General features: G+C 64.9%; 12 protein-coding genes. 10 read left to right on the top strand and 2 right to left on the bottom strand.

Going from position 1 to position 14,706, the window contains the following annotated elements; genetic code table 11:
• Window positions 1-79 precede the first annotated feature (79 nt).
• The 4 genes from nspC to RAH32_RS07670 all read left to right on the top strand — a co-directional run bounded on the left by nspC (window position 80) and on the right by RAH32_RS07670 (window position 6,080).
• Complete coding sequence (gene nspC, locus RAH32_RS07685; RefSeq protein WP_306606792.1) at window positions 80-1,180, top strand: carboxynorspermidine decarboxylase; 1,101 nt, start codon at window positions 80-82, stop codon at window positions 1,178-1,180.
• 35 nt (window positions 1,181-1,215) lie between these two features.
• The gene (locus RAH32_RS07680; protein ID WP_306606790.1) at window positions 1,216-2,442 is read left to right on the top strand and encodes a saccharopine dehydrogenase family protein; all 1,227 of its coding nucleotides are present in this window, start codon (window positions 1,216-1,218) and stop codon (window positions 2,440-2,442) included.
• A 22-nt stretch (window positions 2,443-2,464) separates the two neighbouring features.
• Window positions 2,465-3,760 carry an AI-2E family transporter gene (locus RAH32_RS07675; RefSeq protein ID WP_306606788.1) on the top strand — a complete coding sequence of 432 codons (1,296 nt, stop codon included), beginning with the start codon at window positions 2,465-2,467 and terminating at the stop codon, window positions 3,758-3,760.
• A gap of 127 nt (window positions 3,761-3,887) precedes the next feature.
• Window positions 3,888-6,080 (top strand): malate synthase G, encoded by a 2,193-nt coding sequence (locus RAH32_RS07670; RefSeq protein WP_306606786.1) that lies wholly within the window; start codon window positions 3,888-3,890, stop codon window positions 6,078-6,080.
• On the opposite strand, the gene RAH32_RS07665 is transcribed toward RAH32_RS07670, so the two are convergent.
• A complete protein-coding gene (locus RAH32_RS07665) occupies window positions 6,043-6,936 on the bottom strand; it encodes a DMT family transporter (protein WP_306606784.1) in 894 nt (297 codons plus the stop codon). The two genes, RAH32_RS07670 and RAH32_RS07665, sit on opposite strands and share 38 nt — an antisense overlap.
• 167 nt (window positions 6,937-7,103) lie before the next feature.
• Between RAH32_RS07665 and RAH32_RS07660 the strand changes: the two genes are divergently transcribed.
• Window positions 7,104-7,994: a LysR family transcriptional regulator gene (locus tag RAH32_RS07660; protein WP_306606782.1), complete on the top strand. Its 891-nt coding sequence runs from the start codon at window positions 7,104-7,106 to the stop codon at window positions 7,992-7,994.
• A gap of 9 nt (window positions 7,995-8,003) precedes the next feature.
• Here RAH32_RS07660 and RAH32_RS07655 read toward each other — a convergent pair whose 3' ends face one another.
• Window positions 8,004-9,323: an MFS transporter gene (locus RAH32_RS07655; protein WP_306606780.1), complete on the bottom strand. Its 1,320-nt coding sequence runs from the start codon at window positions 9,321-9,323 to the stop codon at window positions 8,004-8,006.
• A gap of 226 nt (window positions 9,324-9,549) precedes the next feature.
• Here RAH32_RS07655 and cyoA point away from each other — a divergent pair, with 226 nt between their 5' ends.
• Genes cyoA through RAH32_RS07630 form a run of 5 tightly spaced genes read left to right on the top strand, consistent with a single transcriptional unit; the run spans window position 9,550 to window position 14,470 of the window.
• Window positions 9,550-10,737, top strand: a complete 1,188-nt coding sequence (gene cyoA, locus RAH32_RS07650; protein WP_306606778.1) for a ubiquinol oxidase subunit II — start codon at window positions 9,550-9,552, stop codon at window positions 10,735-10,737.
• A gap of 9 nt (window positions 10,738-10,746) precedes the next feature.
• A complete protein-coding gene (cyoB, locus tag RAH32_RS07645; RefSeq protein WP_306606777.1) occupies window positions 10,747-12,753 on the top strand; it encodes a cytochrome o ubiquinol oxidase subunit I in 2,007 nt (668 codons plus the stop codon).
• Between the two features lie 3 nt (window positions 12,754-12,756).
• Window positions 12,757-13,374 (top strand): cytochrome o ubiquinol oxidase subunit III, encoded by a 618-nt coding sequence (gene cyoC, locus RAH32_RS07640; protein WP_306606775.1) that lies wholly within the window; start codon window positions 12,757-12,759, stop codon window positions 13,372-13,374.
• Entirely contained in the window at window positions 13,374-13,790 is a 417-nt protein-coding gene (locus RAH32_RS07635) for a cytochrome o ubiquinol oxidase subunit IV (RefSeq protein ID WP_306606773.1), read from the top strand. Before cyoC ends, RAH32_RS07635 begins: the two co-directional genes overlap by 1 nt.
• Complete coding sequence (locus tag RAH32_RS07630; RefSeq protein WP_306606771.1) at window positions 13,787-14,470, top strand: SURF1 family protein; 684 nt, start codon at window positions 13,787-13,789, stop codon at window positions 14,468-14,470. The genes RAH32_RS07635 and RAH32_RS07630 overlap by 4 nt, the downstream gene beginning before the upstream one ends.
• Window positions 14,471-14,706 lie beyond the last annotated feature (236 nt).

Below are 14,706 nucleotides of genomic sequence, written 5' to 3'. Positions count from 1 at the left end.
TCACGGGCCTGACACGCTTTCTTGCGAAAAGCCCCTGCCGTCTCTATATCGGCCCTTCCGCTTTCAGCCAAAGGTTCGCATGGCCGCGATGCAGACGCCCTTCTATCTGATCGACAAGCCGGCGCTTCGCCGCAACATGGAACAGATCGCCCGCCTGCGCGAAGCGTCGGGAGCCAAGGCGCTGCTGGCGCTGAAATGCTTTGCGACATGGTCGGTCTTCGACTTCATGCGCGACTACATGGACGGCACCACCTCGTCGTCGCTGTTCGAGCTGCGCCTGGGGCACGAGGAATTCGGCAAGGAAACCCACGCCTATTCCGTCGCCTGGGCCGATCACGAGATCGACGAGGCGGTCAGCTATGCCGACAAGATCATCTTCAACAGCCTGTCCCAGCTTGACCGCTTCGACAACAGGGCGGCGGGGATCGCGCGCGGCCTGCGCCTGAACCCGCGCTTTTCCACCAGCGGCTTCGACCTGGCCGACCCGGCGCGGCCCTTCAGCCGCCTGGGCGAGTGGGATCTGTCGCGGCTGGAACAGGCGATGGACCGCATCAGCGGCGTGATGATCCATTACAACTGCGAAAACCGCGACTTCGACCTGTTCGACAGCCAGTTGACCCGGATGGAAACCGAATTCGGGGACATCCTGAAGCGCCTGGACTGGGTTTCCCTGGGCGGCGGCATCCATTTCACCGGCGAGGGCTATCCCATCGACCGGCTGGCCGACCGCCTGAAGGCGTTCCAGGATCGCTTCGGCGTCCAGGCCTATCTGGAACCGGGCGAGGCCAGCATCACCCGCACCACCTCGCTGGAGGTGAGCGTCCTGGACATCGTGGACAACGGCAAGAAGGTCGCCATCGTGGACAGCAGCATCGAAGCACACATGCTCGATCTGCTGATCTATCGCGAAACGGCCAAGCTGCCGCAGGACGGCGACCATGAATATCAGGTCGCGGGCAAGACCTGCCTTGCGGGCGACATCTTCGGGGACGGGCGCTTCGACAAGCCCCTGGCCGTCGGCGACCGGATCAGCATCGCGGACGCGGCGGGTTACACCATGGTCAAGAAGAACTGGTTCAACGGCGTGGCCATGCCCGCCATCGCCATCCGGGAAGACGACGGCACCATTCGCACCGTCCGCGAATTCCCTTATGAAGACTACAAGTCCAGCCTGTCCTAAGGCACCCTCTCTGCAACCCCGGAAAGGATCCGTAATTGGCCAAGAAGAACGTCCTCATCATCGGCGCGGGTGGCGTCGCGCAAGTCGTGGCGCACAAGGCGGCGCAATGGGCTGCGGAATTCGGCGACCTGCACATCGCCAACCGCACGCAGGCACGCGCTGACGCGATTATCCAGACCCTGCGCGACAAGGGCCATGACATGCCCTTTACCAGTCACGCACTGGACGCGATGGATGCGGGCGCGGTTGAATCGCTGATCCGCAAGATCGATGCGGGGATCGTCATCAACGTCGGCACGGCCTTCATCAACATGACCGTGCTGGAAGGCTGCATCCGCGCGGGCGCCGCCTATATCGACACGGCCATTCACGAGGATCCCGCCAAGATCTGCGAAACGCCGCCATGGTACGGCAACTACGAATGGAAGCGGCGCGAGGATGTGGCACAGGCCGGCATCACTGCCATCCTGGGCGCGGGCTTCGATCCGGGCGTGGTCAACGCCTATGCCCGCCTGGCCGAGGACGAGTATTTCGACAAGATCGACAGCATCGACATCGTGGACATCAATGCCGGGTCGCACGGCCGGTATTTCGCCACCAACTTCGACCCCGAGATCAATTTCCGCGAATTCACCGGCGTGGTCTATTCCTGGCAGGGCGGCGAATGGCGCGAGAACAAGATGTTCGAGGTCGGCCGCGAATGGGACCTGCCCGTCGTTGGCAAGCAGAAGGCATACCTTTCGGGGCACGATGAGGTCCACAGCCTGTCCGCCCGTTACAAGGATGCGGACGTGCGCTTCTGGATGGGTTTCGGCGACCATTACATCAACGTCTTCACCGTGTTGAAGAACCTGGGCCTTCTGTCCGAGCAGCCGGTGAAAACCGCGGAAGGGCAAGAGGTCGTGCCCCTGAAGGTCGTCAAGGCCGTGCTGCCCGATCCGGCCAGCCTGGCCCCCGATTATACCGGCAAGACCTGCATCGGCGATCTGGTCAAGGGCAGCCTGGACGGCAAGCAGGGCGAGGTCTTCATCTACAACGTCGCCGACCACAAGGAAGCCTTCACCGAGGTCGGCAGCCAGGGCATCAGCTATACGGCGGGCGTGCCCCCGGTTGCCGCCGCCATTCTGGTCGCGCGTGGCACCTGGGACGTGAAGAAAATGGTCAACGTCGAGGATTTGCCGGCGCGGCCCTTCCTTGACCTGCTGGGGCAGATGGGCCTGCCCACGCGCGTGATCGACGCGACGGGCGACCACCCGATCTGACGCGCCTGCCCGGCAGGCATCGATGGCGGCCCGGAACGTCCGGGCCGCCGCTTGCGTTTCGAACCCGGCACTGGTGCAGGGGGGCGCGTTGGCCGACAAGCGATACAGCTTCCCGCGTTTCGGCGCGGATGGCAGCGGCGCCAGCGAACGCGCGGCGAACTGGGCCGTCATCGGAATCTTCCTGATCCTCGCCTTTGCCGCCATCGCGGCTGGCCGCGATTTCCTGATGCCGGTCACGCTCGCAGTCCTGCTGTTCTTCGTCTTCACGCCATTGCGGCGGCTGGCCCGGCGGCGCGGGGTCCCTGACTGGCTGACCGCCGCGGGCGTGACGCTGGGGCTTGTCCTGACCGTCGCGCTGATCGCCTATGCCGCCAGTGGTCCGGTCAATCAGGCGGCGCATAACCTGCCCATGATCAGCACCCGGCTGGAGCATAAGTTCGACGAAATACGCGCCTCGATCGAGGACTTGCAGAAGGCAGCCGAGAGGATCGACGAGGTTCAGAGCGGCGGCAGCGATGCCACCCCTAGCATAACCGTCGAACAGGAAACCGACAGCACACTGGAATCGCTGGTCAAGTTCACGCCTGCCATTGCCGGGCAGGTTGTGTTCACGCTGGTCCTGCTGTTCTTCATGCTGGGCTCGGGCGATCTTCTGTATCTCAAGATCGTGCAAAGCTTCGATTCCATGTCCGAGAAGCGAAGCGCCTATCTGGCCCTGCGCCAGATCGAGGATTCGCTGGGCAATTACCTGGGCGCGATCACCATCATCAACGCGGGCCTGGGCCTGGCCATAGGGCTGGCGATGTTTGCCTGGGGAATGCCCGGCGCGCTGCTGTTCGGCCTGGGTGCCTTCGTGCTGAACTTCATTCCCTATCTGGGGGCGATTGCCGGAGTCGCCACGGCGGGGCTTGTCGCCCTGGTGGTGATGCCCGGGGTCTTTTGGCCGATGATGGTGGCGGGGACCTATATGCTGCTGACCGCGCTGGAAGGGCAGGTGATCACGCCCTATTTCGTGTCGCGCCGGTTGCAGATGAACACGGTGGTCGTGTTCCTGGCCGTCGCGTTGTGGGCCTGGCTGTGGTCGGTGATCGGCATGATCATCGCCGTTCCCGTCCTGGTCGTCATGCGGGTTCTGGCCGACTATGTGCCCGGCTGGGAAAAGTTCGGCAATTTCCTGGCAGGCGAGGATCCCCCCGCCATCGAAGACGAGGACGAGGAGGAGGCCCGTGACATCGTTGAGGCCGGCTCCGAAGCCGAAGACCATGCTGCCGCGCGGGTGGTCACGGCCGAAGTGGTCGAGGACAAGGAGACAGTCTAGACCGCCACTGAACATTTTCCGAAGCCCAGAAAAATTTTTCACCCGTCTTGGAAAAGGGGCTTTCATGCCGTAAGTGATGCCAAAGTGCGCAATGGTATACCGTTGCCTGACGTCGAAGGAGAATGCGATGACCGACACCCGTTACACCCAAAGGCATGGCCTGGACGTGGCCGAGGAACTGGCCTCCTTTGTCGAGGATCGCGTGCTGCCCGGAACCGGTGTCGATGCGGATCGCTTCTGGTCGGGCTATGCCGGTCTGCTGGCCGAGTATTCGGGCGAGAACCGCGCACTGCTGGATCGCCGCGCGGAATTGCAGTCCCGGATCGACGCCTGGCACAAGGCTCGCGGCAACCAGCCCTGGGATACCGCCGCCTATCGCGCCTTCCTGACGGACATCGGCTATCTTGTCCCCGAACCTGCGCCCTTCGCCATCGACAACGGCCGGATCGACCCCGAAATCGCGCAGGTCGCCGGGCCGCAGCTGGTCGTGCCGGTCAGCAATGCCCGCTTCGCGCTGAACGCCGCCAATGCCCGCTGGGGATCGCTTTACGACGCGCTCTACGGGTCGGACGTGATGGGACCGCCCCCGGCACCCGGACCGCTGGATCCGGCCCGCCGTGACGCCGTGGTGGCGCGCGCGGCACAGTTCCTGGACGAGACCTTCCCCCTGACCACCGGCAGTCATGCCGAGGTGTCGGGCTATCGCGCCGATGCCGAGGGCCTGAAGGCCACGATCGAGTGGTCCGAGGTGACGCTGCGCGATCCCTCGGCCTTTGTCGGCCGCCGGGTCGAGGGTGGGGATACCGGCCTGGTCCTGCGCCATCACGGATTGCATGTGGAACTGGTCATCAATCCCGATCATCCCATCGGCGCCGCATCCCCGTCGGGGCTGCGCGACGTCATCCTGGAAGCCGCGTTGACCGCAATCCAGGACTGCGAGGACAGCGTGGCCGCGGTCGATGCCGAGGACAAGGTCGGCGTTTATGCCAACTGGCTGGGCCTGATGAAGGGCGACCTGACGGACACCTTCGAGAAGGGCGGCAAGCAAATGACCCGCCGCCTTGCCGAGGATCGCCAGGTCACGCGCCCCGACGGCAGCACCATCACCCTGCCGGGCCGCGCGCTGCTGCTGGTGCGCAATGTGGGTCTGCTGATGACCACCGACGCCGTCCGCCTTGACGGGCAGGACACGCCGGAAGGGCTGATGGACGCGATGGTCACGGTGGCCTGTGCCATCCATGACCTGAAGAAGTCTGACGGGCCGCGCAACAGCCGCGTGGGTGCGATCTATGTCGTGAAACCCAAGATGCACGGCCCCGACGAGGCCGCCTTCGCCGACCGCACCTTCACCAGGGTCGAGGAAATCCTGGGCCTGCCCGCAAACACCGTCAAGCTGGGCCTGATGGACGAGGAACGCCGCACAAGCGCGAACCTTGCCGCGACCATCCATGCCCTGCGGAACCGGCTGTTCTTCGTCAACACCGGTTTCCTGGACCGTACGGGGGACGAGATCCATACCTCGATGCAGGCGGGCGCCTTTGCCGGGCGCGATGCCGCGCGGAGATCTGGGTGGCTCAAGGCCTATGAGGACCGCAACGTGCTGATCGGCCTGAACGCGGGCCTGCGTGGCAAGGCCCAGATCGGCAAGGGCATGTGGGCCAAGCCCGACGCCCTGGCCGAGATGCTGGAGGCCAAGATCGGCCACCCCCGCGCGGGTGCGAACACCGCCTGGGTGCCAAGCCCCACCGCGGCAACGCTGCACGCGCTGCATTACCACATGGTCGATGTGGCCGCGCGCCAGGACGAACTGGAAGGTCAGCCGGTGCCGGACCTGGATATGCTGCTGACCCCTGCGCTGATGGGCGACGCGCCCTTGTCGCAGGACGCGATCCTGCGCGAACTGGACAACAGCGCCCAAGGTATCCTGGGCTATGTGGTCCGCTGGGTCGATCAGGGCGTCGGCTGTTCCAAGGTTCCCGACATCGACGACGTGCCGATGATGGAGGACCGCGCCACCTGCCGCATCAGCGCGCAACTGCTGGCGAACTGGCTGGAACAGCGGCTGATCACCCGCGACCAGGTCGAGGACGCGTTGCGCCGCATGGCTCTGAAGGTGGACGAACAGAACGCGGGCGACCCCGGCTATGTCCCGATGGCCCCCGGCTTCGACGGCCCCGCCTTCGAGGCCGCGCGGGATCTGGTCCTGACGGGGACGACGCAGCCCTCGGGCTATACAGAACCCGCGCTGCACGCGCGGCGCAGGCAAGCCAAGGCGCTGCGGGCTAGCACCGCGTCGTCATCCATACGCCAGCCAGCGTGACGCCAAGGCCGGCGAACATGGTGGCGGTCAGGGGTTCAGAAAACAATGCCCAGGCCCACAGCATCGTCACTGGCGGGCTGAGATAGATGGCGGCGCTGACCTTGGCCATCGGGAACAGGCGCAGCATGGTGTAATAAACGCCATAAGCTGCGAAGGTGCCCAGAACCACCAGCCAGGCCATGCCGATGGCGAAATCCTGCGTCATCGGCAGGGCCACGTCGCCCTGCCATGCCGCGCAAAGGCCGAACAGCGCCGCGCCGGTCAGGGAATGGATGCACAGGCTTTGATGCACCGGCAGGCGCAGGCCCGGCCGCTTCCTGTGCAGCACCGTCGCCAAGGCGAAGATTAGGGTCGATCCCACTGTCACGGCATAGGCCCAGAGCGGAGCAGTCCCAAGGCCCAGGCTGTCAAAGGACACGATGAACACGCCCAGGACGGCAAGGGCGGTGCCTTGCCATTGCCGCGCGCTGAGCCTTTCGCCCAGGACCGGTTGCGACAGCACGGCGACAGCCAGTGGCAGCAGGTCCGAGATCAGCGCGACCAGCCCCGTCGGCACCCGCTGCCCGATCGCCAAGGCGAAACCGCCCAGATAGAGAAAGACGGACATCACCCCGAACAGCATCTGGTCCAGGATCTGACGTGGCCGCAGTCTGGGCCCGAAGATCAGGGCGAAAGGCAGCAGGATCAGGCCCGACAACAGCGTGCGCCAGAACAGCAGCACGGCAATGCTTGCCTCCTCGCTGGCAAAGCGGATGCCGACGAAGCCCGAACTCCAGCTGATCACCAGAAGCGTGGCCATGACCGGCCAGAGAAGCGGGTGCCGCGAAACGGGCAGGGAACGCGCGGTGAGGGTCATGGAGCGATCCTTGGCAGGGTGTCGTCCTGTCTTGGTAGGTTGCACCTTCCGGGAAAGGACATGACAAATTTAGATCAGGTTATGATGTTGGATTTTCGGATGGCATGATCGGAAGCCTTTTACGTTATGATACGCTAGAGTTACCGAACCATATTCGTGGAAACGTCATGACCAATCTCAACGGCCGCCGTCTGGAAATCGATGCCCTTCGCGCCTTGCAGGCCGTTCGCCATCACGGCGGCGTCACCCGCGCGGCCGAGGCGCTTGGCCTGTCGCAATCCGCCGTCAGCCACAAGATCAGGCGGCTGGAAACGAGCCTTGGCTGCGATCTGCTGAACCGCAAGCCGGGCGTGGCCGTCTTCACCACCGTCGGAGAGGATCTGCTGGACTATGCCGCCCGCATCCTTGGCCTGCATGACGAGGCGCTGTTGTCCCTGTCCAGGACGCCCCTGTCTGGACGCATCACCCTGGGCATGACCGAGGACACCGCCTGTTCCGATCTGGCGCGCATCCTGGGCCGATTCCGCCGCCTGCACCCGGACGTGACGGTGCGCAGCAAGGTCCGCATGAGCCTGGTCCAGCAGGTCATGCTGGATGCCGGTGAACTGGACGCCGCCATCGTGCAGGTCTTCGCGCATGAACTGCGGGCAGGCGACGTGGTGCTGTTCCGCGAAAGGCTGAACTGGGTCAAGGCGCCGGATCTGGTGCTGCCCGCCGAAGGCCCGATCCCGTTCGTGTCCTTCGACGAACAGTGCTTTTATCGCCGCTGGGCGTCCGGCGTCGGCCAGGGGTCCGAGGACATGCTGGAGACGGTCTTCGAATGTGCCAGCGCGGCGGGTGTGGTGGCGGCGGTGACGGCGGGCATGGGCATGGGCCTGTTGAACGACCGGCACCTGCGCCCCGAGATGGAGGTGGTCAGGGGCCGTCTTCCCGATCCGCCGGATCTGGCCTATGTCATCCGGCGCGCGCGCAAGACCCGCAACCCCGCGCTGGATACGCTTGTGGCCGAGATCGAGCGCGAGATCGGCCGCTATGGCGGGCTGATGCTGGCGGGCTGAAACAGGGGATCACCCCTGCTTCTGGAACTCCATCTGCCGGGCCAGCCACAGCGCAACCGCCGTGGCGACCGCGCCCGACAGCAGGTAAAGCCCCGCCGCGAACAGCCCCAGCGTCGTGGACAGGAACAGCGCCGTCAGGGGCGCCAGCCCGGCGCCGAAAAGCCAGCCCAGGGCGGATGCAAAGGCGGAATCCGTGTAACGGTTGCGGCTGTTGAACATCGACGCCACCGCGCCCGACGACAGGCCGAAGCTGATCCCCAGGACCAGGAAGCCCAGGATCATGTATGCGGAAACGCCCGTCTTGCCGCCGCTCAGCAGCAAGGGGGCCATCAGGCTGAAGACGCCAATGCCAAGCGAACCCCACAGCAGCACCCGCCGCCGTCCGAACCGGTCCGACAGCCAGCCCGACACCAGAACCGAGACCAGGCCGAAAGCCGCGCTGAGGGCCGTCAGGTTCAGGAAGAAGGTCAGCGTCTCGTCGGTATAGAGAAACACCCAGGACAGCGGGAACACCGTCACCATGTGGAACATCGCAAAGCTTGCCAGCGGCACGAAGGATGCAAGCCAGATCGCCCGCCAGTCGGACCGGAAGGTCGTGCGGATGCGGGTCGGCTGCAACTCGCGCGTTTCGAAGGCTTCCTGGAATTCGGGCGAGGCGACGATCCGCAACCGGGCGAACAGCGCCACCACGTTGACCGAGAAGGCCACGAAGAACGGATAGCGCCAGCCGAAGTCCCGGAAATCCTCGGCCGAAAGGGTCGAGACCAGATAGGAAAACAACAGCGCCGCCACGATCAGCCCGATCGGCGCGCCCAACTGCGGCACCATCGCATAGAAGCCGCGCTTTTCCTTGGGCGCGCTCAGCGCCAGCAGTGACGACAAACCGTCCCAACTGCCGCCGAGGGCAAGGCCCTGGCCGATGCGCAGCACCGCCATGATGATGATCGCCCATTCGCCCAGCACCGCATAGGACGGCACCAGCCCCATGGCGACCGTGGACGTGCCCAGCAGGAACAGGGCCAGCGTGAGTTTGGCGACGCGCCCCTGCTTGCGGTCGACATACATGAAGATCGCCGTGCCGACGGGCCGGGCGACAAAGGCCAGCAGCACCAGCATGAAGGACAGCAGCGTTCCCGTCAGCGGATCGGCAAAGGGAAACAGCCGCGCCGGGAACACGATGACCGAGGCGATGGCGAAGACGAAGAAGTCGAAGAACTCCGACGTGCGCCCGATCACCACGCCCACCGCGATGTCCGAGGGCGAGACATGGATGTCGTCGGCGTCCTTGCCGGGGCTTTGACGGTCAGGGGTTTCGGCAGATGTCGCCATTGCGTGAACCACTTTGGATTGGGCCAGAAGGCATGAAGGGCAAAGGCAGGCGGAATCCCGGCGGGATTCGCCCTTGGTCGGGACGATCAATGCTACAAAATACTGCGGATGGATACGCGACAAATTGTCTTATGTTTGATCCAGATCAAAGAACTTATTTCGGCTGCAACTTCAGGGCGTCGTCGTCCGAACGGCGCGATTCGCGCGGTCAAGGGGTCATCACCACATGACACATCTCTTCAAACGTCTTTCCTGGTTGGCGCCGCTGCCGCTGCTGGCGGGTTGCGAGGCGGTCGTGCTGTCCCCGTCGGGCGACATCGCGGCGCGGCAGGCGGAACTGCTGGTGCAATCGACGCTGCTGATGCTGATCATCATCGTGCCGGTGATGGCGCTGACGGTCTGGTTCGCCTGGCGTTACCGGGCGTCGAACCGGCAGGCGACCTACAACCCCGACTGGGATCATTCGACCAAGCTGGAGCTGGTGATCTGGGCCATTCCGCTGCTGATCATCGTCTGCCTTGGCGCGCTGACCTGGGTCGGCACGCATCTGCTGGACCCCTATCGTCCGCTGGACAGAATCGACGCGGAAACCCCGGTCAGCAACCAGCAGCCCCTGCAGGTGCAGGTCGTGGCGATGGACTGGAAATGGCTGTTCATCTATCCCGAACAGGGGGTGGCGTCCGTCAACGAACTGGCGGTGCCGGTGGACCGGCCGGTCCAGTTCACGCTGACCTCGACCTCGGTGATGAACGCCTTCTATATCCCGGCGATGGCGGGAATGATCTATGCCATGCCCGGAATGCAGACCACGCTGCATGGCGTCTTCAACGAGGCGGGCGAATACCAGGGCCTTGCTTCGCATTATTCAGGCGCCGGGTTTTCGGGGATGCGCTTCAAGGCCCATGCGCTTGACGGCGCGGGCTTCGACGCCTGGGTCGCCGAGGCGGCCGACAGCGGCGAGACTCTGGACCGCGCCCGCTATCTGGAACTGGAAGAACCCAGCGAGAACGTGCCGCCCATGGTCTTCGCCCCCGTCGATCCCCAGCTTTTCAGCCGCGTCGTGAACATGTGCGTCGAGGAAGGCCGCATGTGCATGGCCGAGATGATGGCCTATGACGCGCAAGGCGGGTTGGGCCTGCCGGGCATCGCCAACGTGGCGGCCCTGGCGGAACCCGGCCGCGGGACGCCGCGCCCCGTCCTGGGCCTGCCGCCCTTCCAGGTCACGGGCATCTGCACGGTCGAGGAACTGGACCAGATGCTGGCAAGCGCCACCCCGGCCGACAGCACGCCGCGTGACATGTCGCCCCTGCGCGGGCGCGCGCTTGAGGCGCCGCAGGGCATCCTGGGCCGCAACCTGATCCCGAACCGCCTGACCCAAGCGACGCCGCCGGCCGGCGCCGACCAGAACCTGTAGAGGCCGAAGATGGCAGTCCCTTCCGACATCCAAACCACCTTTCTTCTGGGCCGCCTGGACTGGAACGCGATTCCGCAGGATCCGATCGTCTGGGCCACCGGCGTGGTCGTCGCCATCGGCGGCGCCGGGCTGTTGTGGATGCTGCACAAGTATCGCCTGTGGTCATACCTGTGGCACGAATGGTTCACGACGGTCGATCACAAGAAGATCGGCATCATGTATGTCGTGCTGGCGCTGATCATGTTCGTGCGCGGTTTCGCCGACGCGATCATGATGCGGCTTCAGCAGGCGATCGCCTTTGGCGGGTCCGAGGGCTATCTGAACGCGCATCACTACGACCAGATCTTTTCGGCCCACGGGGTCATCATGATCTTCTTCGTGGCGATGCCCTTCGTCACGGGGCTGATGAACTATGTCGTGCCGCTGCAGATCGGCGCGCGGGACGTGTCCTTCCCGTTCCTGAACAACCTGTCCTTCTGGATGACCGTCGGCGGCGCCGTCCTTGTGATGATGTCGCTGTTCGTGGGCGAATTCGCGCAGACCGGCTGGCTGGCCTTCCCGCCGCTGTCGGGGATCGGCTACAGCCCCTATGTCGGCGTTGATTACTACATCTGGGGCCTTCAGGTCGCGGGGGTCGGGACGACGCTGTCCGGCATCAACCTGCTGGTGACGATCATCAAGATGCGCGCGCCCGGCATGACCATGATGCGGATGCCGATCTTCACCTGGACCTCGCTTTGCACGAACATCCTGATCGTGGCGTCCTTCCCGGTGCTGACCGCGACGCTGGTCCTGCTGACGCTGGACCGCTATGTCGGCACCAACTTCTTCACCAACGATCTTGGCGGCAACGCCATGATGTATGTGAACCTGATCTGGATCTGGGGCCACCCCGAGGTCTATATCCTGATCCTGCCGCTGTTCGGTGTCTATTCCGAGGTGGTGGCGACCTTCACCGGCAAGCGGCTGTTCGGATACACCTCGATGGTCTATGCGACGGTCTGCATCACCATCCTGTCCTATCTGGTCTGGCTGCACCACTTCTTCACGATGGGGTCGGGGGCGTCCGTCAACTCGTTCTTCGGGATCACCACGATGATCATCTCGGTGCCCACGGGCGCCAAGATCTTCAACTGGCTGTTCACCATGTATCGCAGCCGCATCCGGTTCGAACTGCCGATGATGTGGACCATCGCCTTCATGCTGACCTTCGTGATCGGCGGCATGACGGGCGTGCTGCTGGCCGTGCCGCCCGCAGACTTCGTGCTGCACAACTCGCTGTTCCTGGTGGCGCATTTCCACAATGTCATCATCGGCGGCGTGCTGTTCGGCCTGTTCGCGGCGGTCTATTACTGGTGGCCCAAGGCCTTCGGCTTCCGGCTGGATCCGTGGTGGGGCAAGGTCAGCTTCTGGTTCTGGGTGGTGGGCTTCTGGGTCGCCTTCGCGCCGCTTTACATCCTGGGGCTGATGGGCGTGACGCGCCGGGTGCGGGTCTTCGACGACCCCAGCCTGCAGATCTGGTTCGTCATCGCGGCCTTTGGCGCGGTCCTGATTGCCATCGGCATCGCCGCGATGTTCATCCAGTTCGGGGTTTCCATCGCACGCCGCGACCAGTTGCGCGACGAGACGGGCGATCCCTGGGACGGGCGCACGCTGGAGTGGGCGACATCCTCGCCCCCGCCCGCCTACAACTTCGCCTTCACCCCGGTCAGCCACGGGCTGGACACCTGGTGGGACATGAAGCGTTACGGCCAGACCCGGCCGCGCGCCGCCTATGTCCCCATCCACATGCCCAAGAACACCGGGACGGGCGTCATCGTCGCGGGCCTGTCCACGATCTGCGGCTTTGCCCTGGTCTGGTATATCTGGTGGCTGGCGGCGCTGTCCTTCGCGGGCATCGTGATCGCCTCGATCCTGCATACCTTCAACTATGCCCGCGACTACCACATCCCGGCCGAGGAGGTCCGCGCCACGGAAGACGCGCGCGACCGCCAGCTGGCAAGCGCAGGGGTCTGATCCATGAGCACCGTCACCCAAGCGGCCCCCGGCGATTTCTGGGAAGTCGAGCCGCATCACCATCACGAGGGCGCGTCCACAAGCATCGGCTTCTGGATCTACCTGATGAGCGACTGCCTGATGTTCGCGGTCCTCTTCGCGGTCTTCGGCGTCCTGGGCGGCAGCTATGCCGCCGGTCCGGGGCCGAAGGACCTGTTCGACCTGGAACTGGTGGCGCTGAACACGGCCTTCCTGCTGCTGTCGTCCATCACCTATGGCTTTGCCATGCTGGCGATGGTCAAGGAAAACACGCGCGGCACGCTGATGTGGCTGGGGATCACGCTGGTCTTCGGTCTGCTGTTCCTGGCCGTCGAGATCTATGAGTTCAACCACCTGATCCACCTGGGCGCCGGGCCGCAGCGGTCGGCCTTCCTGTCGGCCTTCTTCGCGCTTGTGGGAACCCACGGGCTGCACGTGGCCTTTGGCTGCCTGTGGCTGGTCACGCTGATGATCCAGATCCGTCAGCGCGGGCTGATCCCCGCCAACCGCCGCCGCCTGGCCTGCCTGTCGATGTTCTGGCACTTCCTGGACGTGATCTGGATTGGCGTCTTCACCTTCGTTTATCTGCTGGGGATGATCTGATGACCTCGATTGAAGCCCAGGGCGACAAGCATCGCGCGGAACGCCAGGCCGAGGCGCATGGCGACCAACACGACGACGGCCACGACCATGGCAGCGTCCGGTCCTATCTGACCGGCTTCGTCCTGTCGGTGATCCTGACCGCAATCCCCTTTGCCATCGTGATGGCGGGCGGCTTCGAAAGCCGCTTCCTGACCGCCGCCGTGGTCGTGGGCATGGCGATCGTGCAGATCCTGGTCCACATGGTCTATTTCCTGCACATGAACACGCGCAGCGACGAAGGCTGGACCATGATGGCGCTGATCTTCACCGTCGTGATCCTGGTCATCGTGCTGTCCGGGTCTCTGTGGGTCATGTACAACATGAACACCAACATGATGCCCCAGATGAACCACGAGGCCCTGGGCCTGGGATCGTGACCGCCCGCCGCCGCCCCATCACCCTGCTGGTCGCGGCAGGGATCGTCTTCCTGGTCCTGATGGGCCTGGGCGGCTGGCAGGTGCAGCGGCTGGCCTGGAAGACCGACCTGATCGCCCGCGTGGACGCGCGGGTGGCGGCGGACCCGGTCCCCGCGCCGCCGCCCTCGGACTGGGCGGGGCTGACGGCCGAGAATGCCGAATACCGCCGCGTCATCGTGGGGGGCGAATACCGCCCGGACAGCGACGTGCTGGTGCAGGCCGTGACGGAACGCGGGGCGGGCTTCTGGGTCATGACGCCGCTTGTCACCGATGAGGGCTGGACCGTGCTGGTCAATCGCGGCTTCGTCGCCGCCGACCGGCGCGACGACCGCCCGCTGCCGCAAGGCCCGCAGAGCGTAACGGGGCTGCTGCGCCTGACCCAGCCCGACGGTGCCTTCCTGCGCGCCAACGATCCGCAGGCGGGCCGCTGGTATTCCCGCGACACCCGGGCCATTGCGGCCAGCCTGGACCTGCCCGAGGTCGCGCCCTATTTCATCGATGCCGACCGGGCGGGCGAAGGCCAGCCCATCGGCGGGCTGACCGTGATCGCCTTTCGAAACCACCACCTGTCCTATGCGCTGACCTGGTTCGTCATGGCGGGCGGTCTGGTGGTGCTGACGATCTATGCCCTGCGGCGATGACCCGACATGGCAAAGGCCATCGCCTTTGCCACGCGCTGTCCTATCCATCCAAGCCGCCGGGCCTCAAAGGCCCGGCCAGCGCCCCCCCCGCCACCGGCGGGCGCTTCACGCCCACCGGGTCGGGCGCTGGCCTCTCGTGGGCTTGGATGGCACGGTTTCTGATGGGACCCACTCACGCGGGCGGGAAAACGCCGTGCGTTTTCTGCTTCCGCCCGTTCGTCCCATGCACTTTCCGA

The sequence above is a fragment of the Paracoccus yibinensis genome, assembly GCF_030846195.1.
Lineage (GTDB): Bacteria > Pseudomonadota > Alphaproteobacteria > Rhodobacterales > Rhodobacteraceae > Paracoccus > Paracoccus yibinensis.
This window is presented reverse-complemented; position numbering and strand designations above follow the sequence as displayed.